Source organism: Clostridium sp. UBA3061 (assembly GCF_002367465.1).
Taxonomy (GTDB): Bacteria; Bacillota; Clostridia; order Clostridiales; family Clostridiaceae; genus Clostridium_J; species Clostridium_J sulfidigenes.
Genome location: NZ_DFCF01000015.1, coordinates 1 through 24,433 on the forward strand (window position 1 = coordinate 1; position 24,433 = coordinate 24,433).

Sequence of the window (24,433 nt, forward strand, 5' to 3'; positions counted from 1 at the left end):
GAATAATTAAGATTTAAAATAATAAATTATTTATTATCCTGAAAAGGAAATGTGCACAATAAAACCTAGGTAAAAAGAGAGATGGGGACGCCTATCTCTCTTTTTTTTATATCTAAATAACTTCTCCTACAATATATACAACAATAAAATATAGATTGCATATATAAATATGGAGAAAAATCTATTTTTATAGATTCAGCATAATTTTACCTATTGAATTTATATGCTATATGATGTACTATACATAAATATAACTTATATAGTATATTTAATTAAATATAAAAAAAGATTACTAATAACTTTATATATTCTGAATTTTAGGCAATTATATAAACAAATAGTTAGTAAAGTTACATATTAAATATATAATATTTTTATTAAAGAAAATTAAAGATATTAAAAATTTACAGGAGTAAAAAATGAATAAAAACTCTTGTCAAAGCTAACAAAATAATGTATACTATAGAAGTTGCAATATGGTAACAGCGATGAGGTAAGAGGTTGCCGGGCTTCCGGGGGAATTCTTAACCGAGCATGCTCAATCACGAATTGGGCGACGGGGTCTGTAGTGCTGTTGTGTTTCTTAAAATAAGAAACGCCAGGAGCAGTTTACAGAACTTCCGCTGTTGCGCGTAAGAAGTAATAGCGTGCGATGAAAAGGAGGGAATGAAATGTCAAAACAAAAAATCAGAATCAGATTAAAAGCGTTTGATCACACAATACTAGATCAATCAGCAGAGAAGATTGTTGAGACTGCTAAAAACACAGGAGCTAAAGTAGCCGGTCCAGTACCACTACCAACTGAGAAAGATGTAATAACTGTTCTAAGAGCTCCACACAAATACAAAGATTCAAGAGAGCAGTTCGAAATCAGAACTCATAAAAGACTAATCGATATATTAAGTCCATCACCAAAAACTGTTGATGCATTAATGAGATTAGACTTACCAGCAGGTGTAGATATCGAAATAAAATTATAATCGTACATAGTACATGAAATTGAACTATGATGTACGGGTAATAGAAAAACTATTACTAACTATTATGATCACAATGTGGTCCGCTAATAAGTAGGAGGTGTATTTAAATGAAAAAAGCTATAATGGGTAAAAAATTAGGAATGACTCAAATATTTGATGAAAATAGAAGAGTAGTACCTGTAACAGTTGTAGAAGCTGGTCCATGTGTAGTAATCCAAAAGAAAACAGTAGAAAATGATGGATATGAAGCCATAAAAGTTGGATTTGGAGATATAAGAGAAAAGTTAGTGAATAAACCTAAGAAAGGTGAATTCGCAAAAGCTGGTGTTGTTGTAAGAAGACACATAAAAGAATTTAGATTAGAGGATACAAGTGCTTACGAAGTAGGTTCTGAAATAAAAGCAGAAATCTTCGCAGCCGGAGATAAAATTGACGTATCTGGAATATCTAAAGGAAAAGGATTCGCTGGCGTTATAAAAAGATGGAACTTCCACAGAGGACCAATGAGCCACGGTTCTAAATTCCATAGAGCAGTAGGTTCAATGGGAGCATCATCAGACCCATCAAGAACATTTAAGAATAAAAAAATGCCTGGTCATATGGGAAATGTTAATACTACAGTGTTAAATCTAGAAGTAGTAAGAGTAATACCTGAAAAGAATATTATTCTTATTAAAGGCGGAATACCAGGACCAAACAAAGGTTTAGTAGTAATAAGAAACGCTGTTAAAGCATAAGGAAAGGAGGATGCAGAATGCCTACAGTAAAAGTGTATAACACTGAGAAAAAAGAAGTTGGAGAAATTCAATTAAATGATAGCATTTTCGGAGTAGAAGTTAGTGTTGAAGCAATGCACCAAGTTGTATTAGCTCAATTAGCTAATAAAAGACAAGGAACTCAAAGTGCTAAGACAAGAGCTGAAGTAAGAGGCGGAGGAATTAAGCCTTGGAGACAAAAAGGAACAGGAAGAGCAAGACAAGGTTCTATAAGAGCTCCACAATGGATTCACGGGGGTATCGTATTTGCACCAAAACCACGTGATTACAGAGTTTCCGTTCCAAAGAGTATGAGAAGAGTAGCTATGAAATCAGCTTTAACTTCAAAAGTACAAGATAATGAAATGATAGTATTAGAAAGCTTGGCTTTCGATGCACCAAAAACTAAAGATATGGTAAAAGTTCTTAATGCTTTTGAAACTAAAAAAACATTAATAGTTGTAGCTGAGTCTAATGAGAATGTTTATAAATCAGCAAGAAACATTCCTGGAGTAGCTGTAGTGCCTGTAAACAACATAAATGTTTACGACATATTAAAGTATGAAAACTTAATGATTACTAGAGACGCTGTATCAAAAATTGAGGAGGTGTATGCATAATGAAAATGACTAGTTATGATATAATAAGAAAACCTGTTATAACTGAAAAAAGTATGGCTGCTATGGCAGAAAGAAAATACACTTTCATCGTTGACATACACGCAAACAAAGTTCAAATAAAAAAAGCTGTTGAAGAAGTTTTCGGAGTAAAAGTTGAAGATGTTAAAACTCTAAGAAATTTAGGTAAAACTAAAAGAGTTGGAGTTCACATTGGAAAAAGAGCTGACTTCAAAAAAGCAGTTATTAAATTAGCAGCTGACAGCAAAACAATTGAATTCTTTGAAGGAATGCAATAATATAACGCATTTATTGGCTAGAGCCAGATAAGCGAAAAGGGAGGGAAACCTAATGGCAGTTAAAAAATTTAACCCTACCACTCCTTCAAGAAGAAATATGACTATGGCTTCATTTGAGGAAATAACAACAGATGTACCTGAAAAGTCACTTCTTGTAAGTAAGAAAAAAACTGGTGGTAGAAATGCTCAAGGTAAAATTACTGTTCGTCACCACGGTGGTGGAGCGAAACAAAAATATAGATTAATAGATTTTAAAAGAACTAAAGATGGTATACCAGCTAAAGTTGCAACTATCGAGTACGATCCTAATAGATCAGCTTACATCGCATTAGTTGTATATGCAGATGGTGAAAAGAGATACATAATAGCTCCAGTTGGATTAAAGGTTGGAGATGTTGTAGTATCTGGATCAGATGCAGACATTAAAGTTGGAAATACACTTCCAATAACTAACATACCAGTAGGTACAATAATTCATAACATTGAATTACAAGTAGGAAAAGGTGCTCAACTTGTTAGATCAGCAGGTTCTTCAGCTCAATTAATGGCTAAAGAAGGAGCTTACGCTCAAGTAAGACTACCAAGCGGAGAAGTTAGATATGTAAGAGTAAACTGTAGAGCTACAATAGGAACAGTTTCAAACTTAACTCACGAAATTGTTAATATAGGTAAAGCAGGAAGAAAGAGACATATGGGTATCAGACCAACAGTAAGAGGATCTGTAATGAACCCTAATGACCACCCACACGGAGGTGGAGAAGGTAAATCTCCAGTAGGTCATGCTAGTCCACGTACTCCATGGGGTAAACCAGCTCTTGGATACAAAACTAGAAAAACTAAGAAATACTCTGACAAATTTATTGTTAAGAAAAGAAATAGTAAATAGTTAGAAGAGAAATAAATTCTCTTCTGATTATAACTACTTTACATGAAGGGAGGCCACTAATAGTGAGTAGATCAATTAAAAAAGGACCTTTTGTAAAAGAGTCTCTTCTAAATAAAATAGAAGAAATGAACAAAGCTGGCGAGAAGAAAGTTATAAAGACTTGGTCAAGAAGCTCTACAATTTTTCCTCAAATGATAGGACACACAATTGCTGTACATGATGGAAGAAAGCATGTTCCAGTATATGTCCAAGAAGACATGGTAGGACATAAACTTGGAGAGTTCGCTTTGACTAGAACTTTTAAAGGTCATATCGCGAAGGAAAAATCAAGTAGAATGAGATAGTACGGGAAGGAGGAAATTACCAATGGAAGCTAAAGCTATAGCTAAATATGTAAGAATGTCTCCTATGAAAGTTGGGATTGTTCTTGACCTTATAAGAGATAAGAATGTAAATGAAGCTTTCGCTATATTACAATATACTCCAAAAGATGCAGCTGTTGTTGTTAATAAATTATTAAAATCAGCTGTTGCGAATGCAGAAAACAATTTTAATTTAGACAGAAATAGATTATATGTTGCAGAGGCTCATACAGGTGCAGGTCCAACATTAAAGAGATTTAGACCACACGCTCAAGGTAGAGCATTCAGAATTTTAAAAAGAACTAGCCATATAACTATAGTAGTTAAAGAAAGAGCATAAGAAGGAGGGATATAGAGTGGGTCAAAAAGTACATCCACACGGCCTAAGAGTTGGTGTTATCAAGGATTGGGACGCTAAATGGTATGCAGACAAGAAAAATTTTGCAGATAACTTAGTTGAAGATAATGCTATCAGAGAATATATAAAGAAAAGATTATTCACTGCTGGAATATCTAAAATTGAGATAGAAAGAGCAGCTAAAAGAGTTAAAATAAATATACATACCGCAAAACCTGGAATGGTTATAGGAAAAGGCGGTCAAAGTATAGAAGAGCTTAAAGTTGCATTAAAAGAAGTTGTTAAAGATAAATTTGTTTTAATTAACATAGTAGAAGTTAAAACACCAGAAAACAATGCACAATTAATGGCTGAAAACATAGCAGCTCAATTAGAAAAGAGAATATCTTTCAGAAGAGCTATGAAACAAACGATTCAAAGAGCTATGAGAACAGGTGTTAAAGGAGTTAAGACTGCATGTTCAGGAAGATTAGGCGGAGCTGAAATCGCAAGAACAGAGCAGTATCATGAGGGAACAATCCCACTACAAACTTTAAGAGCTGATATCGACTATGGATTTACAGAAGCTAATACAATCTATGGTAAAATTGGTGTAAAAGTTTGGGTGTATAAAGGTGAGGTTCTTCCAACTAAGAAAGTTCAGAAGGAAGAAAGTAACTCATAATAACGTGTAAGGAAGGAGGAATTTGACATGTTAATGCCTAAAAGAGTTAAACATCGTAAGGTACAACGTGGTAGAATGAGAGGTAAAGCTACAAGAGGTAACTTCATTGCTTATGGAGATTATGCTTTACAAGCAACAGAGTGCGGTTGGATTACAAGCAACCAAATCGAATCTGCCAGAATAGCTATAAATAGATACGTTAAAAGAGGAGGAAAGGTTTGGATAAAAATCTTCCCTGATAAGCCAGTAACTGAAAAACCAGCTGAAACACGTATGGGATCTGGTAAAGGTTCACCAGAGTACTGGGTAGCAGTAATTAAACCAGGTAGAGTATTATTTGAAATATCTGGAGTATCTGAAGAAGCTGCTAGAGAAGCTATGAGACTTGCGTCTCACAAATTACCAGTAACAACCAAATTTGTTACTAGAAGAGATTTTGAGGAAATGGGTGGTGAAATCAATGAAGGCTAATGAATTGAAAGAGTTGAGACAAAGTACTCCTCAAGATTTAAATGTAAAACTATCTGATCTTAAATCAGAATTATTTAACCTTAGATTTCAGTTAGCTACAGGACAGTTAGAAAACCCAATGAGAATTAAACAGGTTAAGAAGTCTATAGCCCAAATTAAAACCATCCTTAGAGAAGAAGAATTAAGGGCTTGTGAGCAGTAATACTGAAAGGAGGTTCATCTTGTGGAAAGAGGAAATAGAAAAAGTAGAATCGGAAGAGTAGTTTCTGACAAAATGGATAAGACAATTGTTGTTGCTGTTGAAACTAAAGTTAGACATCCATTATATGGAAAAACAGTTAATAGAACAACTAAATTTAAGGCTCATGATGAAAATAATGAAGCAAAAGTTAACGATAGAGTATTAATAATGGAAACAAGACCATTATCTAAGGATAAGAGATGGAGACTTGTTGAAATCATGGAAAGAGCTAAATAGTTAACTGAAGGGAGGGTATTTACATGATACAACAACAAACATTATTAAAAGTAGCGGATAACTCTGGTGCTAAAGAAATAATGTGTATTAGAGTACTCGGTGGTTCCAAAAGAAAATGGGGAAACATCGGAGACGTAATTGTTGCTAGCGTTAAAAGTGCAACACCAGGTGGAGTTGTTAAAAAAGGTGACGTAGTAAAAGCAGTTATTGTTAGATCAGTTAAAGGTTTGAGAAGAGCAGACGGGACTTATATCAGATTTGATGAGAACGCAGCTGTTATTATAAAAGACGATAAGAATCCAAAAGGAACTCGTATCTTCGGACCTGTTGCTAGGGAGCTAAGAGATAAAGAATATAATAAAATATTGTCACTAGCACCTGAAGTACTATAGGATAGGGGGTAGCAAAGATGAAAGTTCATGTTAGAAAGAAAGACACTGTTATGGTTATCTCTGGAAAAGACAAAGGTAAAACTGGAGAAGTTTTAGCTGTTTATCCTAAGACTGGAAAAGTTGTAGTTGCTGGCGTTAACGTAGTAACTAAACATCAAAAACCAAACAGACAAAATATGCAAGGTGGAATAGTTAACTTTGAAGCAGCTATTAACAGCTCAAAGGTTATGCTATATTGCGATAAATGTAAGAGCGTAACTAGAATAAGCAATAAAGTACTTGATGATGGTACAAAAGTTAGAGTTTGCAAAAAGTGCGGAGAAACATTTTAATTCGCGAAAGGAGGTTTAACAAATGGTTACAAGACTACAAGAGAAATACAATAGTGAAGTAATACCAGCTATGATGGATAAGTTCGGATACAAAAATATAATGCAAGTACCTAGACTTGAAAAAATAGTTATAAATATGGGAGTTGGCGAAGCTAAAGATAACTCTAAAGTTTTAGATGCTGCTGTAAGTGATATGCAATTAATCACTGGACAAAAAGCTGTATTAACTAGAGCAAAGAAATCAGTTGCCAACTTTAAAATAAGAGATAACATGGCAATTGGATGTAAAGTTACATTAAGAAAAGATAAGATGTTCCAATTTGCGGACAAATTAATGAATATAGCATTACCAAGAGTTAGAGACTTCAGAGGCGTTCCTACTAAGTCATTTGATGGAAGAGGAAATTATGCTTTAGGAATAAAAGAACAATTAATATTCCCTGAAATAGAATATGATAAAATTGATAAAGTAAGAGGAATGGATATAATATTTGTAACTACTGCAAAGACAGACGAGGAAGCAAGAGAATTATTAAGATTCCTTGGAATGCCATTTGCTCAATAAAAGGAGGGAATGACTTGGCACGTAAAGCTTTAATAGAAAAGTGGAAAAAAGAACCAAAATATTCAACTAGAGAATACTCTAGATGCAGATTATGTGGAAGACCACATTCTGTCTTAAAAAAATTTGGTATTTGCCGTATATGTTTCAGAGAACTTGCTTATAAAGGACAAATTCCTGGATGCAAAAAGGCAAGCTGGTAATATACAGATCATAGCGAAAGGAGGCACAATTAATGAATATGACTGATCCGATAGCAGATTTGCTAACACGTGTAAGAAATGCAAATATTGTTAGACATGAAATAGTAGAAGTTCCTTCTTCAACAATAAAGAAAGGCATAGCAAATATTATGCTTCAAGAAGGATATATTAAAAATATAGAAGAATATCAAGATGGAACTGTTTCAATGTTAAGACTTAGCATGAAATATGGCCAAAATAAAGAGAGAGTTATAACAGGACTTAAGAGAATATCTAAACCAGGACTAAGAGTTTATAGTGGTAAGGATGATATCCCTAAAGTTTTAAATGGATTAGGAGTTGCAATAATATCAACTTCTAAAGGATTAGTTTCTGATAGAGAAGCTAGAAAATTAGGATTAGGCGGAGAAGTTATCTGCTACATCTGGTAGTTTATGAACAAGGAGGTGCGATTATGTCAAGAGTAGGAAGACTTCCAATAGCTATACCAGCTGGTGTATCTGTTACAGTAACGCCAGACAACGTTGTTACAGTTAAAGGACCTAAAGGGGAATTAACTAGAACAATGGTGAAGAATATAAACATAGCTATAGAGGATAATCAAGTGGTCGTTACAAGACCAAGCGATATAAAAGAACATAGAGCTCTACACGGATTAACTAGAGCATTATTAAATAATATGGTAATTGGAGTAACTAATGGTTTCGCTAAGACATTACAATTAGTTGGTGTTGGATATAGAGCAACAGCAAAAGGTAAGGGATTAACTTTAAACCTAGGATTCTCACACCCAGTTGAAATAGCTGCTGTAGATGGAATTACATTTGAATTAACAGATGCTAATACTATAGTAGTAAAAGGAATCGACAAGGAATTAGTTGGTAAAGTTGCAGCTGATATAAGAACTTGGAGAAAACCTGAGCCTTACAAAGGAAAGGGTATTAAGTACTCTGATGAAGTTATCAGACGTAAGGAAGGTAAGACTGGTAAATAATAGCTATTAGAAAGGAGAGAATTTCATGTTCAATAAAGCTGATAGAAAGCTATCAAGAGAAAGACGTCATTTAAGAGTACGTAAGAAAATTCATGGAACAGCTGAAAGACCAAGACTTGCAGTGTTCAGAAGTGAAAAGAACATATACGCTCAAATTATAGATGATGTTGCTGGAAGAACATTAGTTGCTGCATCTAGTTTAGATAAAGACTTTTCTCTAAAAGTTGGTAGCAATAAGGAAGCTGCTAAACTAGTTGGTGAAGTAGTAGCTAAAAAAGCAATAGAAGCAGGAATTACTGAAGTTGTATTCGATAGAGGTGGATATGTATACCACGGAAGAGTACAAATGCTTGCAGAAGGTGCAAGAGAAGCAGGACTTAAATTCTAAAAAAAGGAGGTACACACATGAAAATAGATCCTAGCACACTTGATCTTAAAGAGAAAGTTGTACACATAAACAGAGTTGCTAAGGTTGTTAAAGGTGGTAGAAACTTCAGATTCAGCGCACTAGTAGTTGTTGGTGATGAGAACGGACACGTTGGTGTTGGAATGGGAAAATCTATCGAAATACCAGAAGCAATTAGAAAAGGTATCGAAGATGCTAAAAAGAACATCGTTAAAGTTGAATTAGATGGAACTACAGTTCCTCATACTATAGATGGTAAATTTGGAACTGGTACAGTTCACATAATGCCAGCTTCAGAAGGAACAGGTGTTATCGCTGGAGGTCCAGCAAGAGCAGTACTTGAGCTTGCAGGATTAAAAGACGTTAGAGCTAAATCATTAGGTTCAAATAACCCAAGAAATATGGTTAGCGCAACTATAGATGGATTATCAAAATTAAGAACAGCAGAGCAAGTTGCAAAACTTAGAGGCAAAACTGTTGAAGAAATTCTAGGATAGGAGGGGAAAACCTTGGCTAAAGTTAAATTAACATTAGTAAAGAGTTTAATTGGTAGAAAGAAAGATCATATTGCTACTGTAGAGGCTCTTGGATTAAGAAAAATAGGTAAAACTGTTGAGCACGAGGAGACTCCTCAGATCAGAGGTATGATTAATAAAGTAAGTTACCTACTAAAAGTAGAAGAAGCTTAAACTAAGGAGGTGTAAATATGAGACTTCATGAGTTAAGACCTGCAGAAGGTGCAAAAAAATCTCCTAAGAGAATCGGTAGAGGTACTGGTTCAGGTTGGGGTAAAACTGCTGGAAAAGGTCAAAAAGGACAAAACTCAAGATCTGGTGGCGGTGTAAGACCAGGATTTGAGGGAGGTCAAATGCCTTTATATAGAAGACTACCTAAGAGAGGATTTACAAATATATTTGCTAAAGAATATACTTGTATAAACGTAGATAGACTAAACATATTTGAGGATGGAACTGTAGTTACTCCAGAGTTACTTCGTGAATCTGGAATGGCTAAGAGAGTAAACGATGGGATAAAAATTCTTGGAAATGGTAACATTGAAAAGAAATTAACTGTTAAAGCTAATAAGATTTCCAAAGCTGCAGCAGAGAAGATTGAAGCGGCAGGAGGAAAAGTTGAGGTGATATAGATGTTATCAACCCTACGAAACGCTTGGAGAGTTCCTGAGCTAAGAAGAAGAATACTATTTACATTAATGATAGTAGTAATTTTTAGAATGGGTGTGTTTATCCCAGTACCAGGAGTGGATGCTAGTAAGATTGCAACTTTAGTTAGTAGTAATTCTGGTTCCCTTCTAAGTTTCTATGACATGATTGCAGGAGGGGCTTTTAGTAAGTTTAGTATATTTGCTTTAGGTGTTACTCCGTATATCAATGCATCGATTATAATTCAATTACTTACAATTGCAATTCCTTATTTAGAACAACTTTCTAAAGAAGGTCAAGAAGGAAGAAAAAAAATACAGAACTATACTAAATATGCAGCTCTAGTATTTGCTGTTATTCAAGCATATGCAGCATATGCCTTAATTAAAAGCTCAGGAGCTATATTGATAGAAGGTTCAATGGGCCTTTTACTAATAATACTAACAATGACAACAGGTACAGCCTTGTTAGTATGGATAGGTGAACAAATTTCAGTATATGGAATTGGAAGTGGTGTTTCTGTTATTATATTTGTAAATATAATATCTTCACTACCACAAACAGCTTATCAAATAGCAGGGCTTCTTAAAACAGGAGAAGTTAGTCCGGTAGAGGTTGTAATATTCGTAGCAGTAGCTTTAGCTTTATTAATTACAGTAATTGTTATAAATTTAGCAGAACGAAGAATTCCAGTGCAATATGCCGGTAAAGCAATAGGAAGAAAAGTTATAAAAGGTCAATCATCACATATTCCAATAGGATTAAATTCTTCTGGAGTTATGGCGATAATCTTTGGTATGTCAGTAATGCAATTTCCAGCGGTTATAGCACAAATATGGCCTGAATCTTCCTTTGCGGTATTTGTTAATAAGAGTTCTTGGAGTATATTTCAGCAAGATACTATGAAATATGTAGTAGCATACTTTTTATTAGTACTATTCTTTGCTTGGTTCTATACTATAATTACTTTCAAACCAGATGAGATGGCAGAGAATATGAATAAATCATCAGGATTTATTCCAGGTATAAGACCAGGTGAAAAAACTGAAATTTACTTAGAGAAGATTTTGACAAGAATATCCCTTTTAGGTGGAACATTTGCTGGAATTATAGCTATAGTGCCTATATTAGCAGCTATATTCAGTAATTTTAAGGGAGTTTCATTTGGTGGAACTAGTTTACTAATTTTAGTTGGTGTATCTCTAGATACTATGAAACAATTAGAATCTCAGCTAGTAATGAGACATTATGAAGGGTTCCTTAAATAAAAATTTTAATTTGGAGTTGATACTAGTGAGAGTTATTTTATTAGGTCCTCCTGGAGCCGGAAAAGGAACTCAGGCAAAGTCAATCTGTAATAAATACTCTATACCACACATATCTACTGGAGATATTTTTAGATATAATATCTCTCAAGCAACGCCTTTAGGGATTGAAGCTAAAAAATATATAGATAAAGGTCATCTAGTACCAGATGAATTAACTATCGATTTAATTAAAGATAGATTAAAGCAGGATGACTGCAAAAATGGATTTTTACTAGATGGTTATCCAAGGACTGTAAATCAAGCAGAGGCTTTAGAAGTTTTACTTAAAGAAATGAGTTTAAAACTAGACACTGCCTTATTGATTGAAGTTCCTAAGGGTTTTATTATAGATAGAATGACAGGAAGACGTGTATGTACTACTTGTGGAGCTAGTTATCACGTAAAATATAATCCTACTAAAAACGATGGAAAATGCGACGTTTGCGGTAGCGTTGTAATACAAAGAGCAGATGATAATGAAGCGACAGTAAGTGAAAGACTTGAAATATATGATGCACAAACACAACCGTTAATAGAATACTATAGAGAGAAAAATCTATTAGCAGAGGTTGATGGAACGCAAGCTATTAATGATGTTTTTAAGAATATCTGTGGTATCTTAGGAGCGATAAATAGTGATGAATATTAAGAGTGATACAGAACTAGAATATATGAGGAGTGCTGGTAAGGTTGTTGCCGATACCCTAGCAATGATTCAAAAGGTAATAAAACCAGGAATGACCACTGCAGAAATTGATAAACTTGCTGAAGAGTTTATATTAGCACAAGAAGCTATACCTTCTTTTAAAGGATATGGAGGATTCCCAGGATCAATATGTGCATCAGTAAATGATGTAGTAATACATGGTATCCCGAATAATACCGTATTAGTTGAAGGAGATATAATCAGTGTTGATTGTGGAGCAATACTTAATGGCTATCATGGTGATGCTGCACGAACTTTTCCAGTAGGAAATATTTCTAAGGAAGCACAACATCTAATAGATGTCACTAAAGAATCTTTCTTTAAGGGCATTGAAAAAGCAGTAGTGGGGAACAGACTTACCGATATTTCAGCAGCTATTCAAAAGCATGCTGAGAGTTTTGGATATTCTGTGGTTAGGGATTTTGTTGGACACGGCATAGGAACTGCTATGCATGAAGACCCACAAGTTCCTAATTACGGCACTGCTGGTAAAGGTCCTAAGTTAGTACACGGTGTAGTGCTTGCAATTGAACCTATGATAAACATGGGAAATTACAAAGTTAAAATTAAGCCAGATGGTTGGACTGTAGTGACTAGTGATGGAAAGTTATCTGCCCATTATGAAAATACTATAGCAATAACTAATGAAGGTGTAGAAATACTAACTTTGAGCTAATGAGGTGACTAATGTGGATGATGACAGCCTTTTAGGTAAGGTAGTACATTCAAAATCAGGAAGAGATAAAGGAAAATACTTTATCATTATTGGTATAATAGACGATGAGTATGTCTATATTTCAGATGGAGACCTTAGAAAAATTGATAGGCCAAAGAAAAAGAAAATTAAACATTTATCTTTTACAAATGTTTTGGCTGAAGATATTAGAAGTGCTATCTTATCTGATGGAAAGATCAGTAATTCTAAAATAAGAAAATTTTTGCAGGTTGAGGATATAATAGAGGAGGTTTGATTACCCTTATGTCAAAAGATGATATAATTGAAATGCAAGGTGTCGTTTTAGAAACTCTACCTAATGCAACTTTCCAAGTTGAATTAGAGAGTGGGCACAAGATACTTGCTCATATTTCTGGAAAGTTAAGAATGAACTTTATAAGAATTTTACCAGGCGATAAGGTTACAGTAGAACTTTCTCCATATGATTTGACTCGTGGGAGAATAACTTGGAGAGATAAGTAATAAGGAGGGTTAGCTATGAAGGTAAGACCATCAGTTAAACCTATATGTGAAAAATGTAAAGTTATAAAAAGAAAAGGAAGAGTAATGGTTATCTGTGAAAATCCTAAACATAAACAAAAACAAGGTTAATAAAAATAAATAAGTAGTGATACTTAGGAGGTGTAGATTGTAGATGGCAAGAATTGCAGGTATTGACCTACCAAAAGAAAAAAGAGTTGAGATAGGTCTAACTTATATATTTGGTATAGGACTACCAAAATCTCATGAAATACTTGAAGCTACAGGAGTGAATCCTGATACTAGAATCAAGGATTTAACTGAAGATGAAGTAAATACATTAAGAGATTATGTAAATAAGAGCTTAATGGTTGAAGGTGATCTTAGAAGAAAAGTTGCCTTAGATATAAAGAGACTTAAAGAAATCGGATGTTATAGAGGAATAAGACATAGAAAAGGTCTTACAGTTAGAGGTCAAAAGACTAAGACTAATGCAAGAACAAGAAAAGGTCCTAAGAAGACTATAGCAGGCAAGAAGAAATAGTAAGGAGGGAATATAATGGCTCAAAAGAAAGTTAGAAGTAGAAGAAAAAAAGAAAGAAAAAATGTTGAGCACGGTGCTGCACACATAAAATCTACTTTCAATAATTCCATCGTTACACTTACTGATGCAGCTGGAAACGCATTGTCATGGGCAAGTGCTGGTGGATTAGGATTTAGAGGTTCAAGAAAAAGTACTCCATTTGCAGCTCAAATGGCAGCTGAAACAGCAGCTAAAGCAGCGATGGAACATGGTTTAAAAAGCATAGAAGTTTATGTTAAAGGTCCAGGAGCAGGTAGAGAAGCGGCTATAAGATCACTTCAAGCTGCAGGATTAGAAGTTACTTTAATCAAAGATGTAACTCCAATTCCACACAATGGATGTAGACCACCAAAAAGAAGAAGAGTTTAATTAACAGGAGGTGTAATGAATGGCAAGATACACAGGCGCTACATGCAGACTTTGTAGAAGAGAGGGCCTTAAGCTTAACCTTAAAGGTGACAGATGCTTCACTGAGAAGTGCGCTTTTACTAGAAGAGGTTATGCACCAGGTCAACACGGTCAAAGCAGAAAGAAAATGTCAAACTATGGAACTCAATTAAGAGAAAAGCAAAAAGCTAAGAGAATATATGGAGTTCTAGAAGGACAATTTAGAAAGTACTATGAGAAAGCTGAAAAGCAAAGAGGAATTACAGGTGAAAACCTATTAAAATTCCTAGAATTAAGATTAGATAACGTTGTTTATAGATTAGGATACGGAAGCTCAAGAGTTGAAGCTAGACAATTAGTAAACCACGGACATTTCTTAGTAAATGGTAAAAAAGTAGATATTGCATCTTACTCTGTTAAAGCTGGAGATGTTATATCAGTTAGAGAAAAAAGCAGATCTTCTGAAAAATTCAAAGTTTTTGCTGAAAATCCAAAAACTCTACCAACTTGGTTAGAAGGAAATATTGAATCATTTGAAGGTAAGGTTGCTTCAATACCAGCAAGAGAAGACATAGACGTTCCTGTTAATGAAACATTAATCGTTGAGTTATACAGTAAATAGTCAATAATGTAATCAGTTGCCCTCGATATAAAAAAACCACTAAATTTAAAAGGAGGGTTATAAATGTTAGAAATTGAAAAGCCAAAAATAGAATGTGTTGAAACCGCTGAAAATGGTACATATGGCAAATTTGTTGTTGAACCATTAGAAAGAGGTTATGGAATAACTTTAGGTAATGCATTAAGAAGAATTCTTCTTTCTTCACTACCTGGAGTTGCTGCTAATTCGATTAAAATTGATGGTGTTTTACACGAATTCTCAACTATACATGGAGTTAAAGAAGATGTTTCTGAGTTAATTCTAAATATAAAGGAATTAGCACTTAAGATGTCTGGTGAGGGCCCAAGAACAATATATATTGATGCTGAAGGTCCTGGTGAAGTTACAGGAGCAGATATTAAAGTGGACGGAGATGTTGAAGTAGTTAATAAGGATCTTCATATTGCTACCCTAGATGATGGTGGAAAGTTATTTATGGAGATAAATATTAATAGTGGTAGAGGTTATGTTTCTCAAAATAAGAACAAAACTGATGATAAGCCAATATCAACTATACCTGTTGATTCAATATATACTCCAGTTAAAAGAGTTAACTTTACAGTTGAGAATACAAGAGTAGGACAGATCACAGATTATGATAAATTAACTATAGAAATTTGGACAAATGGAACTATTAGACCTGATGAAGCTATTGGTTTATCAGCTAAAATTCTTATTGAACACTTTAAACTATTTATGACATTAACTGATCATGCAGATAATGTTGAAATAATGATAGAAAAAGAAGAAGACAAGAAAGAAAAAGTTCTAGAAATGACTATAGAAGAACTAGATTTATCTGTTAGAAGCTTTAACTGCTTAAAGAGAGCTGGTATTAATACTGTTCAAGAGTTAACAGAAAAATCAATGGATGATATGATGAAGGTAAGAAACCTAGGAAAGAAATCTCTTGAAGAGGTTGAGCAAAAACTTGAAGGCTTAGGATTGGGATTCAAACCTAGCGAGGAGTAAGGAGGTATAGAGATGGCACAGCAACGTAAGTTAGGACGTCCAACTGATCAAAGAATGGCAATGCTTAGAAATCTTACGACTAGTTTCTTAAAGCACGGTAGAATTGAAACAACTGAAGCTAGAGCAAAAGAAACTAAAAGATTAGCTGAGAAAATGATAACTTTAGCTAAAAGAGGAGATCTTCATGCTAGAAGACAAGTGCTTGCATTTGTTACAGAAGAGGATGTTGTTAAGAATTTATTTGATAACGTAGCTCCAAAGTACGCTGAGAGAAATGGTGGATACACTAGAATAATGAAAATGGGACCTAGAAGAGGCGACGGAGCAGAGGTTGTTGTATTAGAATTAGTATAATAATTCAAGGGGATTAAGTAAGGCTAACTTAGTCCCCGTTTTGTTATAAAATTGAGTATTAGATAGTAACTCTCTAATGGAGGGATAATTGATGGAAACTAATATAAATTCTAGAGATAATCAAATTGAAAAGCTTAATGAAATTAATAAAATAGATAATTTAAATTCATCCAGTGAAAAAGTACCGGAAGTTATTAGTGAAAACTTGAGATACACTTATCCTCCGGATAGTGAAGGTAATATAAAATTGGCTATAGATGGTGTTAATATTACCATTAATAAGGGTGAGTTTGTAGTTGTATTAGGTCATAATGGATCAGGAAAATCTACTTTTGCAAAACATATAAATGCACTCTTAATTCCAACAGAGGGCAAAATTAGTGTGTCTGGATATGATACTAGCAAAGAAGAAAACATATGGAATGTAAGAAGCAAAGCGGGGATGGTTTTTCAAAACCCTGATAACCAAATTGTTGCAACTATAGTAGAAGAGGATGTAGCTTTTGGACCAGAAAATTTAGGCGTAGAGCCTAAGGAGATAAGAAGAAGAGTAGACGAGTCACTTAAGAGAGTAAACATGTATGATTATAAAAAACATGGACCACATCTTCTATCTGGGGGTCAAAAGCAACGTGTAGCTATTGCTGGTATATTAGCTATGATGCCTGAATGCATAGTATTAGATGAGCCAACAGCCATGCTTGATCCATCTGGAAGAAAAGAAGTTATAAATACGATAATGGATTTAAATAAAAACAATGGGATTACAATAGTATACATAACACACTTTATGGAAGAAGCTGTTGCAGCAGATAAGATATATGTTATGGATTCAGGAAAAGTTATAGTAGAAGGAAAGCCAAGAGAAGTATTTCAAAATGTAGAAATTATGAAAAACTTAGGTTTGGATGTACCACAAATGACAGAATTGGCTTATGAATTAAATAAATCAGGTGTTAATATAAAATCGGATATATTAACTATAGATGAGATGGTGAGAGAATTATGTCAATTAAAATAGAAAATTTAACTCATATATATATGGCTAAAACTCCCTTTGAAAAGGTTGCCCTTAGTAATGTTAATGTGAATATAAATGATGGCGAATTTGTAGCCCTCATTGGACATACAGGTTCAGGTAAATCTACTTTGATACAACACATGAATGGGTTATTAAAACCTAACAAAGGAAAGATATTTGTTGATGGTGTAGATATTACTGCTAGTGGAGTTAAGCTTACAGACATAAGAAAAAAAGTTGGATTAGTATTCCAATATGCAGAGTATCAACTTTTTGAGGAAACAATAGAAAAGGACATAATGTTTGGACCTAAGAATTTAGGGCTTAATGATGAGGAAGCTTTAGCAAGAACTAAAAGAGCCATGGACATGGTAGGTTTAGACTATGAAACTTACAGAAATAAATCTCCATTTGACCTAAGTGGAGGACAAAAAAGAAGAGTAGCAATAGCTGGAGTTGTAGCTATGGAACCAAGGGTTTTAATATTAGATGAACCAACAGCTGGATTAGATCCTAAGGGGAGAGATGAAATTCTAGGAGAGCTATATAAGCTTCATAAATCCTATAACATGACTATCATTCTTGTATCTCATAGCATGGAGGATGTGGCAAAGGTTGCAGACCGTATATTGGTAATGGATGAAGGAAAATGTGTATTAGATGGTACACCACAAGAAATATTCAAAGAAGTAGATACATTAGAAAATGTAGGTCTTGCAGTTCCACAGGTAACATATCTTATGCGAGAATTGAGAAGGGTTGGATTTGAATTACCTGATGATATTTTCACATTAGAACAAGCTAAAAAAGAGTTACTTAAGATACTAGCAAAAAACTAGGCTCTTTTATAAAGTTGTGGAGGAGTAAATATGATTAAAGATATTACCATAGGCCAATATATACCTGGAGAGTCATTTGTCCATAAATTAGATGCTAGGGTAAAAATACTATTTTCCTTACTCTTTATAATAGACTTATTTTTAATAAAAGAGTTCTCAGGATATATTGTTATTTTTATATTTACAATGATGGCTATAATTGTATCTAAGATTCAATTTAGATATATATATAAGGGATTAAAGCCTATATTTATATTAATGATAATAACGGCACTATTTAATGTGTTTTTAACTAGAGGTAACGTATTATTATGGCAATGGGGATTTGTTAAAATATATAAAGAAGGTATAGTAACAGCTATATTTATGATATTAAGACTTACTTTTCTTATTATAGGAACATCTCTATTAACATTAACTACATCACCAATAGAACTTACTGATGGAATAGAAAAATTACTAGGACCATTTAAGAAAATTGGTGTACCAGCTCATGAACTTGCCATGATGATGACTATAGCACTACGATTTATACCTACTTTAATGGATGAGACTGATAAAATAATGAAGGCTCAAAAGGCAAGAGGTGCAGATTTTGAAAGTGGAAGTATAGTTAATAGAGCTAAAAGCCTTATACCACTACTTGTACCGCTATTTATTAGCTCCTTTAGAAGAGCTGATGAATTAGCAATGGCAATGGAAGCTAGATGCTATAGAGGTGGAGAAGGCCGAACTAGAATGAAGATACTGAAAGTAACTTCGAGAGATTATGTAGGAATGATTGTTATGTCTGCATTAACTATAATAGTTATATATATGAGATTTTAGATGTAGTAGAATAAAGGGATATATATATGAAAAACATTAAGTTAATACTAGAATATGATGGAACTAATTATATGGGGTGGCAAAAACAGCCTAAGGGAGAAACCATTCAAGGAACAGTTGAAAATGCAATCTCTAAGATCACTGGGGAAAAAGTTGAAGTGATTGGTTGTAGCAGAACCGATAGTAAAGTACATGCTAAAGGATATGTGTGTAATTTTAAGACTAGTAGTAATATTCCTGTAGAAAAGTTTAGAGAAGCATTAAATCATGTATTACCAGAAGATATATCTGTAATTAAGTCCTCACAAGTTCATGATGATTTTCATGCTAGATATGATTCAAAAGGGAAGATGTATTGCTATACAATACTAAATACAGAAGTAAGAATGCCCATATGTAGAAATTTTTCATATCACTATAAAAAGAGTTTAGATATAGAGAAAATGAAGGATGCTGCAAAATTTTTTATAGGAACTCATGATTTTGAAGCTTTTAGGAATATTGGAAGTTCAGTTAAAACGACTACAAGAACTATTAGTAAAGTTGATATAGTTAAGAACGAACACTATATCAAAGTATATATAGCTGCTGATGGATTTTTATATAATATGGCAAGAATTATGATAGGAACGCTTATAGATGCAGGAAATGGAAAAATAAAAGCAGAAGATATACCTAAAATAATATTAAGTAGAGATCGAAAAAAAGCAGGCAAAACATGTTCACCCCAAGGTTTATGTTTAATTGAAGTTTATTATTAATAATAGTAAAAATCATTGACACACCCGGGAAATTGTATTATAATGAATTTTGTTCGTATAATAAATATTTGTGTGTAAGATCCATTAGCCCCGGATCTTTATCCATAGAATTATAATTGTTAAAAATCAGGGAGGTAGTAAGATGAAATCATACTTAGCTAAACCAAGTGAAATACAAAGAAAATGGTATGTAGTAGACGTTGAAGGAATGACTTTAGGTAGAGCTGCAAGTCAAATAGCTTCTATATTAAGAGGTAAAAATAAACCAGAATTTACTCCAAATGTAGATACTGGAGATCACGTAATAGTTGTAAATGCAGAGAAAATTGTTTTAACAGGAAAGAAATTAGATCAAAAAATGTTAAGACATCACTCATTATACCCAGGCGGATTAAAAGAGATCCCTTACAGAGAAGCATTAGCTAAGAAACCAGAATTTGTATTTGAAGAAGCTGTAAGAAGAATGCTTCCAAAAGGAGTTCTTGGAAGACAAATGGCTAAGAAGCTAACAGTTTACAGAGGACCAGAGCACAAAAATCATGCTCAAAAACCAGAAGTATTAGAATTAAAATACTAATATAGTATTGTAAGGAGGAATAAATAATGGCAAAAGTTCAACATTTTGGAACAGGTAGAAGAAAGAAATCAGTTGCTAGAGTAAGACTTGTACCTGGTGAAGGTAAAGTTGTAATAAATAAAAGAGATATGGATAACTACTTTGGATTAGATACATTAAAATTCATAGTTAACCAACCATTAGTATTAACAGGAACTAAAGACAAATTTGACGTTTTAGTTAATGTACACGGTGGTGGATACACAGGTCAAGCTGGAGCTATCAGACACGGAATATCAAGAGCTTTATTAAAAGCTGATGAGAGCTTAAGACCAGAACTTAAGAAAGCTGGATTCTTAACAAGAGACCCAAGAATGAAAGAAAGAAAGAAATACGGTCTTAAAAAAGCAAGAAGAGCTTCTCAATTCTCAAAAAGATAATATTTGTACATACAACTGTATGTTATATAAAAATAAGGAGTATATATGTAAATATATACTCCTTATTTTTATTTTGTGTAAATTTTTAGGTAAACTCATTTTATATATAATCATTAGTGAAGTTTAAATTATAACATTACTTAATATATTTATAAAAAGTTATGTTAAATTCGTGTTAAATATGTAAATAAGTATTAACATGTTTTTGATTATAGTGTATTATTAATATGGAATTTTAATGGACAAAGAAAAAGTACATATTGTGGAATGAGATTTATTGTAGGAGGTAAATTGATGTATAATATCATATTTTTGATTATTAACCTTTTAGGAGGATTAGGACTTTTTCTATATGGGATGAAGCTTATGGGGGATGGTCTTGAAAATGCAGCAGGAGATAAACTGAAGGGTATTTTTGACAGAATAACATCTAATCCAGTGAAAGGTGTGCTAACAGGTACCATTGTCACTGCTATTATTCAAAGTAGTAGTGCTACTACAGTAATGGTTGTTGGATTTGTTAATGCAGGACTTATGAATTTATTTCAAGCAACATCTGTTATAATGGGAGCTAATATTGGTACTACAATAACAGCCCAATTAATAACATTTAAATTTGATGCTTTTGCACCTGTATTTTTAGCTATTGGTGCAGTTATGATACTTTTTTGCAACAAAAGAAAAGTAAAAGAATTGGGTCAAATTATCCTTGGATTTGGTATATTATTTTTAGGATTAAAACTTATGTCAAGTGCAATGTCACCGCTTAAGGACTCAGTATTCTTTACAAATTTAATACTAAAATTAGAAGGACATACTATATTAGGTCTTTTAATAGGAATGATGATGACAGCTGTCCTTCAAAGTTCATCAGCTTCTACTGGTATACTAGTAGCATTAGCATCTACAGGAAGTTTACCATTAACAGTAGCAATACCAATATTATTAGGTAATAACATTGGTACATGTGTAACAGCATTAATATCTAGCATAGGAACTTCAATAACAGCAAAAAAAGCAGCAGTTATTCACTTGTTATTTAACCTTATAGGAGCTGTTATATTCTTAATTATCCCAGTTACATTCTTAGCTAATATAGTTTTATCAATAAGTCCAGATGTAGGTGCTGAAGCTATACCAAGACAGATAGCAAATGCACATACCTTATTTAATGTGGTAAATACCTTACTATTACTTCCTTTAATTAAATATCTTGTTTCCTTTGTTAATAAGATAATTCCTGGTGAAGATGAAAAAGATGTACCGGGTGTTAAATATATAGACGAAAGATTGCTAGAGACTCCAGCAATAGCTTTTGGTCAAACAACTAATGAAATAGTAAGAATGGGTGAGAAGGCAAAGGAAAATTTAAAAGTAGCTATGAATTCTTTTTTACAGGGAGATGAAGAGCTAATAAAGGTAGCATACAATAATGAAAAGATAATTAATCTATTAGAACATGATATAACAAGATATCTAGTTAAGTTATCTAACTCAGATTTAGGTGATGAACAGAGAGCAGAACTAGCTGCATATTTCCATGTGGTAAATGATATTGAGCGTATAGGAGATCATGCAGAGAATATCGCAGACCTTGCTAGTGAAAGAATCACTAAAAGGTTGACTTTTTCTCCAGATGCTATGAATGAAATAAAAGGTATGTTTGACTATACTATAAGTGCAGTAGAAATGAGTATAGATTGTTTTAAAAGTTATAATAGAGAAAAAGCAGCAGGTATAAGGGGAATAGAAGAAAGAATAGACTCCCTAGAAAAAGAATTAAGAGCATCACACATAAAGAGATTAAACAATGGGGTATGTAATGCTGTAGTGGGAACAATTTTCTTGGATTTGATAAGCAATCTAGAGAGAATAGGTGATCACTCAATAAATATAGCTGAAATAATATATGAAAATTAAATTAATAGTTTTTTATAGCTTTTATGTTAAAAACCTTTTGGATAATGTGAATCCAAAAGGTTTTTATTATATAGGTAAAAGAATAATAGTATGAATTTATGAATAAGTATAATTACAGAGTAATAAAAAAAAGGTGGGAGGAACCATTAAGAATACTAAATTAATATCAATACTTACAGTAATTATTTTAGGATTCATATGCATGTCTGTAATTAATGTAAACAATGTGGTTACAACTTATAAAAATGCTGAATCAGAACAAGAAAAAAATAAAACAATACTAATTGATCCAGGTCACGGAGGAATAGATGGAGGTGCTTCATCTAAAGATGGAACTACAGAAAAGGGTATAAACCTAAACATTGGACTTCTATTAGGGGCAAATTTAAAAAGTCAAGGATATAAGGTTGAATTTACAAGAACAGAGGATATAGGACTTTATACTGAAGGAAAATCAGTAAAAGAGAAAAAATATGAGGACTTAAATAAAAGAGTAAGTTTGAAGGAAGAAACAAAGTGTGACATATTTGTTAGTATACATCTAAATACATTTCCAGAATCATATTGTAAGGGTGCTCAAGTATGGTACTCAAATTATGAAGGAAGCGAAAGGTTAGCAAATATCATGCAAGGTACATTAAAGGATAAATTGGACCAGTCCAATAAGAGAAAAGCAAAGGCTGCAGGCACTCAATATAAAGTATTGAGAGGAAATGATACTATGGCAGGAGTTATTGTAGAGTGCGGATTCCTAAGTAATCCTGAAGAATATCAAAAGTTAAAGGATGAAGAATATCAAAAGAAAATTGCAGATGCGTTAGCTGAATCTATAAGCATTTACTTGAAAGAAGGAGCAAATTAAAGATAAGAGCCTACTTTTTCTATAAAAGGTGGGCTCTTTATAGAATATACAAAAATGTGAAATTGCAAATGATTAGTCCATATGATATTATGATTAAGGATTGGATTAAGCCATTGGTCCAAAGGGTCAGGAGATGAGATTTTGAACATTACAATTGATAAAAAAAATGGGATACCTCTCTATATCCAAGTAAAAAAACAAATAATGCATCTTATAAAAGATGGAACTTTGAGAGTTGGAAGTAAAATGCCGACAGAAAGAGAATTGTCTCAAGAGTTAGTTGTTAGTAGAAATACCATTAGCGCTGCCTATAATGAACTAGAAGCTAAGGGCGTATTAAAATCTATTCGAGGAAAAGGGACTTTCGTAGCAGAAGAAGTAGTATCATGGCAAAGTTATGATAGTAGAAGGAAAATTAATAAATTTGTGGATTTAGCTCTAGAAGAAGCTTTAGAATGCGGTATAGATCCAGATGATTTTTTGGACATAGTAACAAATAGGGTTAGTGAGAAAAAGGATGTTATGAATAAAGTTACTTCAGCATTTGTAGAATGTAATATTGAGCAAGCGAGAATGTTTAGTAAAGAAATAACATCAATAACAAGTATGAATACGATACCATTTACTTTAACAGACTTAGAAAAAATGAGTGACGACACAAAGGACAAGCTTTCGACTTGTGAAGTAATTATATCACCATTTAACCATGTAAATGATGTAGATGGATTTTTAAAAGGCATGAACAAGGAAATACTGGGAGTAGCAGTAAACCCTAATCTAGAATCCATTGTAAGAATCGCTAGACATCCTTCAGAAACAAAGTTTACTTTTATTTGTTTATCTGAAGAGTTTATATTTAAAATTAAGTCGGCACTTGATAATGCAGGTCTTTCAGATTTATCAGTTGAGTATTTTAGTATAACTGAAGAAGCTAAATTAAAACACATAATTGATAAATCGGAGGTACTAATAGTAACTCCAGGTAGATATAAGGATGTTTGTAAGCTCAATCATGAAAATAAAGAGCTTATAGAGTTTTCTTATAACTTAGACTCTACATCAGTGAAGGCACTTAAGTCAAAAATTGTAGAATTAAAGTATCAAAAAAATTAATTCAGG

The 24,433-nt window shown here is 33.2% G+C and carries 41 protein-coding genes; all 41 read left to right on the forward strand.

The genetic code is table 11. The annotated features are described in order from the left end of the window. Positions 1-671 precede the first annotated feature (671 nt). The 41 genes from rpsJ (at position 672) to B2P65_RS14240 (ending at position 24,427) form a co-directional block, all read left to right on the forward strand. Positions 672-980: a 30S ribosomal protein S10 gene (gene rpsJ / locus B2P65_RS14040; RefSeq protein WP_035133283.1), complete on the forward strand. Its 309-nt coding sequence runs from the start codon at positions 672-674 to the stop codon at positions 978-980. Positions 981-1,087: 107 nt separating this feature from the next. Continuing rightward, on the forward strand, positions 1,088-1,717 hold the full coding sequence (rplC, locus tag B2P65_RS14045; RefSeq protein ID WP_346876707.1) for a 50S ribosomal protein L3: 630 nt from the start codon (positions 1,088-1,090) through the stop codon (positions 1,715-1,717). A gap of 17 nt (positions 1,718-1,734) precedes the next feature. Beyond that, entirely contained in the window at positions 1,735-2,355 is a 621-nt protein-coding gene (gene rplD, locus B2P65_RS14050) for a 50S ribosomal protein L4 (protein ID WP_035133287.1), read from the forward strand. Next, the gene (rplW, locus tag B2P65_RS14055; protein ID WP_150845873.1) at positions 2,355-2,651 is read left to right on the forward strand and encodes a 50S ribosomal protein L23; all 297 of its coding nucleotides are present in this window, start codon (positions 2,355-2,357) and stop codon (positions 2,649-2,651) included. Before rplD ends, rplW begins: the two co-directional genes overlap by 1 nt. 52 nt (positions 2,652-2,703) lie before the next feature. After that, on the forward strand, positions 2,704-3,537 hold the full coding sequence (gene rplB, locus B2P65_RS14060; protein ID WP_035133291.1) for a 50S ribosomal protein L2: 834 nt from the start codon (positions 2,704-2,706) through the stop codon (positions 3,535-3,537). Between the two features lie 62 nt (positions 3,538-3,599). Beyond that, a complete protein-coding gene (gene rpsS / locus B2P65_RS14065) occupies positions 3,600-3,881 on the forward strand; it encodes a 30S ribosomal protein S19 (protein ID WP_035133294.1) in 282 nt (93 codons plus the stop codon). Positions 3,882-3,903: 22 nt separating this feature from the next. Beyond that, a complete protein-coding gene (gene rplV, locus B2P65_RS14070) occupies positions 3,904-4,239 on the forward strand; it encodes a 50S ribosomal protein L22 (RefSeq protein ID WP_035133296.1) in 336 nt (111 codons plus the stop codon). A gap of 16 nt (positions 4,240-4,255) precedes the next feature. Beyond that, on the forward strand, positions 4,256-4,921 hold the full coding sequence (gene rpsC, locus B2P65_RS14075) for a 30S ribosomal protein S3 (protein WP_150845876.1): 666 nt from the start codon (positions 4,256-4,258) through the stop codon (positions 4,919-4,921). Positions 4,922-4,948: 27 nt separating this feature from the next. Beyond that, positions 4,949-5,392 carry a 50S ribosomal protein L16 gene (rplP, locus tag B2P65_RS14080; protein WP_035133300.1) on the forward strand — a complete coding sequence of 148 codons (444 nt, stop codon included), beginning with the start codon at positions 4,949-4,951 and terminating at the stop codon, positions 5,390-5,392. After that, positions 5,382-5,594 carry a 50S ribosomal protein L29 gene (gene rpmC / locus B2P65_RS14085; protein ID WP_035133305.1) on the forward strand — a complete coding sequence of 71 codons (213 nt, stop codon included), beginning with the start codon at positions 5,382-5,384 and terminating at the stop codon, positions 5,592-5,594. The genes rplP and rpmC overlap by 11 nt, the downstream gene beginning before the upstream one ends. Positions 5,595-5,615: 21 nt before the next feature. Further along, positions 5,616-5,870, forward strand: coding sequence for a 30S ribosomal protein S17 (rpsQ, locus tag B2P65_RS14090; RefSeq protein WP_035133308.1), 255 nt, complete (start codon positions 5,616-5,618; stop codon positions 5,868-5,870). 23 nt (positions 5,871-5,893) lie between these two features. Beyond that, on the forward strand, positions 5,894-6,262 hold the full coding sequence (gene rplN / locus B2P65_RS14095) for a 50S ribosomal protein L14 (protein ID WP_035133311.1): 369 nt from the start codon (positions 5,894-5,896) through the stop codon (positions 6,260-6,262). A gap of 17 nt (positions 6,263-6,279) precedes the next feature. After that, positions 6,280-6,594, forward strand: a complete 315-nt coding sequence (gene rplX, locus B2P65_RS14100; protein WP_035133314.1) for a 50S ribosomal protein L24 — start codon at positions 6,280-6,282, stop codon at positions 6,592-6,594. Between the two features lie 22 nt (positions 6,595-6,616). After that, positions 6,617-7,159, forward strand: a complete 543-nt coding sequence (gene rplE / locus B2P65_RS14105) for a 50S ribosomal protein L5 (protein WP_035133316.1) — start codon at positions 6,617-6,619, stop codon at positions 7,157-7,159. A gap of 14 nt (positions 7,160-7,173) precedes the next feature. After that, complete coding sequence (locus B2P65_RS14110; RefSeq protein ID WP_035133318.1) at positions 7,174-7,359, forward strand: type Z 30S ribosomal protein S14; 186 nt, start codon at positions 7,174-7,176, stop codon at positions 7,357-7,359. Between the two features lie 32 nt (positions 7,360-7,391). Continuing rightward, the gene (gene rpsH, locus B2P65_RS14115) at positions 7,392-7,790 is read left to right on the forward strand and encodes a 30S ribosomal protein S8 (RefSeq protein WP_035133320.1); all 399 of its coding nucleotides are present in this window, start codon (positions 7,392-7,394) and stop codon (positions 7,788-7,790) included. A gap of 23 nt (positions 7,791-7,813) precedes the next feature. Further along, entirely contained in the window at positions 7,814-8,353 is a 540-nt protein-coding gene (rplF, locus tag B2P65_RS14120) for a 50S ribosomal protein L6 (RefSeq protein WP_035133322.1), read from the forward strand. Between the two features lie 25 nt (positions 8,354-8,378). Continuing rightward, positions 8,379-8,741: a 50S ribosomal protein L18 gene (gene rplR / locus B2P65_RS14125; RefSeq protein WP_150845878.1), complete on the forward strand. Its 363-nt coding sequence runs from the start codon at positions 8,379-8,381 to the stop codon at positions 8,739-8,741. 17 nt (positions 8,742-8,758) lie between these two features. Beyond that, positions 8,759-9,256, forward strand: coding sequence for a 30S ribosomal protein S5 (gene rpsE / locus B2P65_RS14130; RefSeq protein WP_035133326.1), 498 nt, complete (start codon positions 8,759-8,761; stop codon positions 9,254-9,256). A gap of 12 nt (positions 9,257-9,268) precedes the next feature. Beyond that, positions 9,269-9,448 carry a 50S ribosomal protein L30 gene (rpmD, locus tag B2P65_RS14135; protein ID WP_035133328.1) on the forward strand — a complete coding sequence of 60 codons (180 nt, stop codon included), beginning with the start codon at positions 9,269-9,271 and terminating at the stop codon, positions 9,446-9,448. 17 nt (positions 9,449-9,465) lie between these two features. Continuing rightward, positions 9,466-9,906 carry a 50S ribosomal protein L15 gene (gene rplO / locus B2P65_RS14140; RefSeq protein ID WP_035133331.1) on the forward strand — a complete coding sequence of 147 codons (441 nt, stop codon included), beginning with the start codon at positions 9,466-9,468 and terminating at the stop codon, positions 9,904-9,906. Beyond that, a complete protein-coding gene (gene secY / locus B2P65_RS14145) occupies positions 9,907-11,190 on the forward strand; it encodes a preprotein translocase subunit SecY (protein ID WP_346847801.1) in 1,284 nt (427 codons plus the stop codon). A 25-nt stretch (positions 11,191-11,215) separates the two neighbouring features. Next, positions 11,216-11,878, forward strand: a complete 663-nt coding sequence (locus B2P65_RS14150) for an adenylate kinase (protein WP_035133451.1) — start codon at positions 11,216-11,218, stop codon at positions 11,876-11,878. Further along, positions 11,865-12,611: a type I methionyl aminopeptidase gene (map, locus tag B2P65_RS14155; protein ID WP_346880370.1), complete on the forward strand. Its 747-nt coding sequence runs from the start codon at positions 11,865-11,867 to the stop codon at positions 12,609-12,611. Before B2P65_RS14150 ends, map begins: the two co-directional genes overlap by 14 nt. Positions 12,612-12,624: 13 nt before the next feature. Then, complete coding sequence (locus B2P65_RS14160; protein WP_346847798.1) at positions 12,625-12,906, forward strand: KOW domain-containing RNA-binding protein; 282 nt, start codon at positions 12,625-12,627, stop codon at positions 12,904-12,906. Positions 12,907-12,914: 8 nt separating this feature from the next. Further along, positions 12,915-13,133, forward strand: a complete 219-nt coding sequence (infA, locus tag B2P65_RS14165; protein ID WP_035133338.1) for a translation initiation factor IF-1 — start codon at positions 12,915-12,917, stop codon at positions 13,131-13,133. 15 nt (positions 13,134-13,148) lie between these two features. After that, the gene (gene rpmJ, locus B2P65_RS14170; RefSeq protein ID WP_003373491.1) at positions 13,149-13,262 is read left to right on the forward strand and encodes a 50S ribosomal protein L36; all 114 of its coding nucleotides are present in this window, start codon (positions 13,149-13,151) and stop codon (positions 13,260-13,262) included. Between the two features lie 43 nt (positions 13,263-13,305). After that, on the forward strand, positions 13,306-13,674 hold the full coding sequence (rpsM, locus tag B2P65_RS14175; RefSeq protein ID WP_150845881.1) for a 30S ribosomal protein S13: 369 nt from the start codon (positions 13,306-13,308) through the stop codon (positions 13,672-13,674). A gap of 15 nt (positions 13,675-13,689) precedes the next feature. Next, the gene (gene rpsK, locus B2P65_RS14180; protein ID WP_035133342.1) at positions 13,690-14,082 is read left to right on the forward strand and encodes a 30S ribosomal protein S11; all 393 of its coding nucleotides are present in this window, start codon (positions 13,690-13,692) and stop codon (positions 14,080-14,082) included. A 19-nt stretch (positions 14,083-14,101) separates the two neighbouring features. Next, positions 14,102-14,722: a 30S ribosomal protein S4 gene (gene rpsD, locus B2P65_RS14185; protein WP_150845882.1), complete on the forward strand. Its 621-nt coding sequence runs from the start codon at positions 14,102-14,104 to the stop codon at positions 14,720-14,722. A 63-nt stretch (positions 14,723-14,785) separates the two neighbouring features. Beyond that, positions 14,786-15,733: a DNA-directed RNA polymerase subunit alpha gene (locus tag B2P65_RS14190; RefSeq protein WP_035133346.1), complete on the forward strand. Its 948-nt coding sequence runs from the start codon at positions 14,786-14,788 to the stop codon at positions 15,731-15,733. A 12-nt stretch (positions 15,734-15,745) separates the two neighbouring features. Beyond that, positions 15,746-16,087 (forward strand): 50S ribosomal protein L17, encoded by a 342-nt coding sequence (gene rplQ / locus B2P65_RS14195; protein ID WP_035133348.1) that lies wholly within the window; start codon positions 15,746-15,748, stop codon positions 16,085-16,087. A gap of 91 nt (positions 16,088-16,178) precedes the next feature. Next, positions 16,179-17,108 carry an energy-coupling factor transporter ATPase gene (locus tag B2P65_RS14200; protein WP_084178155.1) on the forward strand — a complete coding sequence of 310 codons (930 nt, stop codon included), beginning with the start codon at positions 16,179-16,181 and terminating at the stop codon, positions 17,106-17,108. Beyond that, positions 17,093-17,947, forward strand: coding sequence for an energy-coupling factor transporter ATPase (locus B2P65_RS14205; RefSeq protein WP_346880371.1), 855 nt, complete (start codon positions 17,093-17,095; stop codon positions 17,945-17,947). Before B2P65_RS14200 ends, B2P65_RS14205 begins: the two co-directional genes overlap by 16 nt. Positions 17,948-17,977: 30 nt before the next feature. Beyond that, complete coding sequence (locus B2P65_RS14210) at positions 17,978-18,775, forward strand: energy-coupling factor transporter transmembrane component T (RefSeq protein ID WP_346847796.1); 798 nt, start codon at positions 17,978-17,980, stop codon at positions 18,773-18,775. Between the two features lie 26 nt (positions 18,776-18,801). Then, the gene (truA, locus tag B2P65_RS14215; RefSeq protein ID WP_035133355.1) at positions 18,802-19,536 is read left to right on the forward strand and encodes a tRNA pseudouridine(38-40) synthase TruA; all 735 of its coding nucleotides are present in this window, start codon (positions 18,802-18,804) and stop codon (positions 19,534-19,536) included. Between the two features lie 142 nt (positions 19,537-19,678). Next, a complete protein-coding gene (rplM, locus tag B2P65_RS14220; RefSeq protein ID WP_035133357.1) occupies positions 19,679-20,113 on the forward strand; it encodes a 50S ribosomal protein L13 in 435 nt (144 codons plus the stop codon). A gap of 26 nt (positions 20,114-20,139) precedes the next feature. Then, positions 20,140-20,532 carry a 30S ribosomal protein S9 gene (gene rpsI / locus B2P65_RS14225; protein WP_035133359.1) on the forward strand — a complete coding sequence of 131 codons (393 nt, stop codon included), beginning with the start codon at positions 20,140-20,142 and terminating at the stop codon, positions 20,530-20,532. 294 nt (positions 20,533-20,826) lie between these two features. Further along, positions 20,827-22,452 (forward strand): Na/Pi cotransporter family protein, encoded by a 1,626-nt coding sequence (locus B2P65_RS14230; RefSeq protein WP_346847795.1) that lies wholly within the window; start codon positions 20,827-20,829, stop codon positions 22,450-22,452. A gap of 202 nt (positions 22,453-22,654) precedes the next feature. Continuing rightward, complete coding sequence (gene cwlD / locus B2P65_RS14235) at positions 22,655-23,314, forward strand: N-acetylmuramoyl-L-alanine amidase CwlD (RefSeq protein WP_346880372.1); 660 nt, start codon at positions 22,655-22,657, stop codon at positions 23,312-23,314. A gap of 141 nt (positions 23,315-23,455) precedes the next feature. Then, on the forward strand, positions 23,456-24,427 hold the full coding sequence (locus tag B2P65_RS14240; protein ID WP_346847793.1) for a winged helix-turn-helix domain-containing protein: 972 nt from the start codon (positions 23,456-23,458) through the stop codon (positions 24,425-24,427). The last annotated feature ends 6 nt before the right edge of the window (positions 24,428-24,433 follow it).

What these genes read in the sequence shown, in the direction of transcription:
- rpsJ (WP_035133283.1), top strand. Translation starts at nt 672, where the DNA reads ATGTCAAAACAAAAAATCAGAATCAGATTAAAAGCGTTTGATCACACA.
- rplC (WP_346876707.1), top strand. Translation starts at nt 1,088, where the DNA reads ATGAAAAAAGCTATAATGGGTAAAAAATTAGGAATGACTCAAATATTT.
- rplD (WP_035133287.1), top strand. Translation starts at nt 1,735, where the DNA reads ATGCCTACAGTAAAAGTGTATAACACTGAGAAAAAAGAAGTTGGAGAA.
- rplW (WP_150845873.1), top strand. Translation starts at nt 2,355, where the DNA reads ATGAAAATGACTAGTTATGATATAATAAGAAAACCTGTTATAACTGAA.
- rplB (WP_035133291.1), top strand. Translation starts at nt 2,704, where the DNA reads ATGGCAGTTAAAAAATTTAACCCTACCACTCCTTCAAGAAGAAATATG.
- rplV (WP_035133296.1), top strand. Translation starts at nt 3,904, where the DNA reads ATGGAAGCTAAAGCTATAGCTAAATATGTAAGAATGTCTCCTATGAAA.
- rplP (WP_035133300.1), top strand. Translation starts at nt 4,949, where the DNA reads ATGTTAATGCCTAAAAGAGTTAAACATCGTAAGGTACAACGTGGTAGA.
- rpmC (WP_035133305.1), top strand. Translation starts at nt 5,382, where the DNA reads ATGAAGGCTAATGAATTGAAAGAGTTGAGACAAAGTACTCCTCAAGAT.
- rplN (WP_035133311.1), top strand. Translation starts at nt 5,894, where the DNA reads ATGATACAACAACAAACATTATTAAAAGTAGCGGATAACTCTGGTGCT.
- rplX (WP_035133314.1), top strand. Translation starts at nt 6,280, where the DNA reads ATGAAAGTTCATGTTAGAAAGAAAGACACTGTTATGGTTATCTCTGGA.
- rplE (WP_035133316.1), top strand. Translation starts at nt 6,617, where the DNA reads ATGGTTACAAGACTACAAGAGAAATACAATAGTGAAGTAATACCAGCT.
- rpsH (WP_035133320.1), top strand. Translation starts at nt 7,392, where the DNA reads ATGAATATGACTGATCCGATAGCAGATTTGCTAACACGTGTAAGAAAT.
- rplF (WP_035133322.1), top strand. Translation starts at nt 7,814, where the DNA reads ATGTCAAGAGTAGGAAGACTTCCAATAGCTATACCAGCTGGTGTATCT.
- rplR (WP_150845878.1), top strand. Translation starts at nt 8,379, where the DNA reads ATGTTCAATAAAGCTGATAGAAAGCTATCAAGAGAAAGACGTCATTTA.
- rpsE (WP_035133326.1), top strand. Translation starts at nt 8,759, where the DNA reads ATGAAAATAGATCCTAGCACACTTGATCTTAAAGAGAAAGTTGTACAC.
- rplO (WP_035133331.1), top strand. Translation starts at nt 9,466, where the DNA reads ATGAGACTTCATGAGTTAAGACCTGCAGAAGGTGCAAAAAAATCTCCT.
- secY (WP_346847801.1), top strand. Translation starts at nt 9,907, where the DNA reads ATGTTATCAACCCTACGAAACGCTTGGAGAGTTCCTGAGCTAAGAAGA.
- infA (WP_035133338.1), top strand. Translation starts at nt 12,915, where the DNA reads ATGTCAAAAGATGATATAATTGAAATGCAAGGTGTCGTTTTAGAAACT.
- rpmJ (WP_003373491.1), top strand. Translation starts at nt 13,149, where the DNA reads ATGAAGGTAAGACCATCAGTTAAACCTATATGTGAAAAATGTAAAGTT.
- rpsM (WP_150845881.1), top strand. Translation starts at nt 13,306, where the DNA reads ATGGCAAGAATTGCAGGTATTGACCTACCAAAAGAAAAAAGAGTTGAG.
- rpsK (WP_035133342.1), top strand. Translation starts at nt 13,690, where the DNA reads ATGGCTCAAAAGAAAGTTAGAAGTAGAAGAAAAAAAGAAAGAAAAAAT.
- rpsD (WP_150845882.1), top strand. Translation starts at nt 14,102, where the DNA reads ATGGCAAGATACACAGGCGCTACATGCAGACTTTGTAGAAGAGAGGGC.
- B2P65_RS14190 (WP_035133346.1), top strand. Translation starts at nt 14,786, where the DNA reads ATGTTAGAAATTGAAAAGCCAAAAATAGAATGTGTTGAAACCGCTGAA.
- rplQ (WP_035133348.1), top strand. Translation starts at nt 15,746, where the DNA reads ATGGCACAGCAACGTAAGTTAGGACGTCCAACTGATCAAAGAATGGCA.
- B2P65_RS14200 (WP_084178155.1), top strand. Translation starts at nt 16,179, where the DNA reads ATGGAAACTAATATAAATTCTAGAGATAATCAAATTGAAAAGCTTAAT.
- B2P65_RS14205 (WP_346880371.1), top strand. Translation starts at nt 17,093, where the DNA reads ATGTCAATTAAAATAGAAAATTTAACTCATATATATATGGCTAAAACT.
- B2P65_RS14210 (WP_346847796.1), top strand. Translation starts at nt 17,978, where the DNA reads ATGATTAAAGATATTACCATAGGCCAATATATACCTGGAGAGTCATTT.
- truA (WP_035133355.1), top strand. Translation starts at nt 18,802, where the DNA reads ATGAAAAACATTAAGTTAATACTAGAATATGATGGAACTAATTATATG.
- rplM (WP_035133357.1), top strand. Translation starts at nt 19,679, where the DNA reads ATGAAATCATACTTAGCTAAACCAAGTGAAATACAAAGAAAATGGTAT.
- rpsI (WP_035133359.1), top strand. Translation starts at nt 20,140, where the DNA reads ATGGCAAAAGTTCAACATTTTGGAACAGGTAGAAGAAAGAAATCAGTT.
- B2P65_RS14230 (WP_346847795.1), top strand. Translation starts at nt 20,827, where the DNA reads ATGTATAATATCATATTTTTGATTATTAACCTTTTAGGAGGATTAGGA.
- cwlD (WP_346880372.1), top strand. Translation starts at nt 22,655, where the DNA reads ATGTCTGTAATTAATGTAAACAATGTGGTTACAACTTATAAAAATGCT.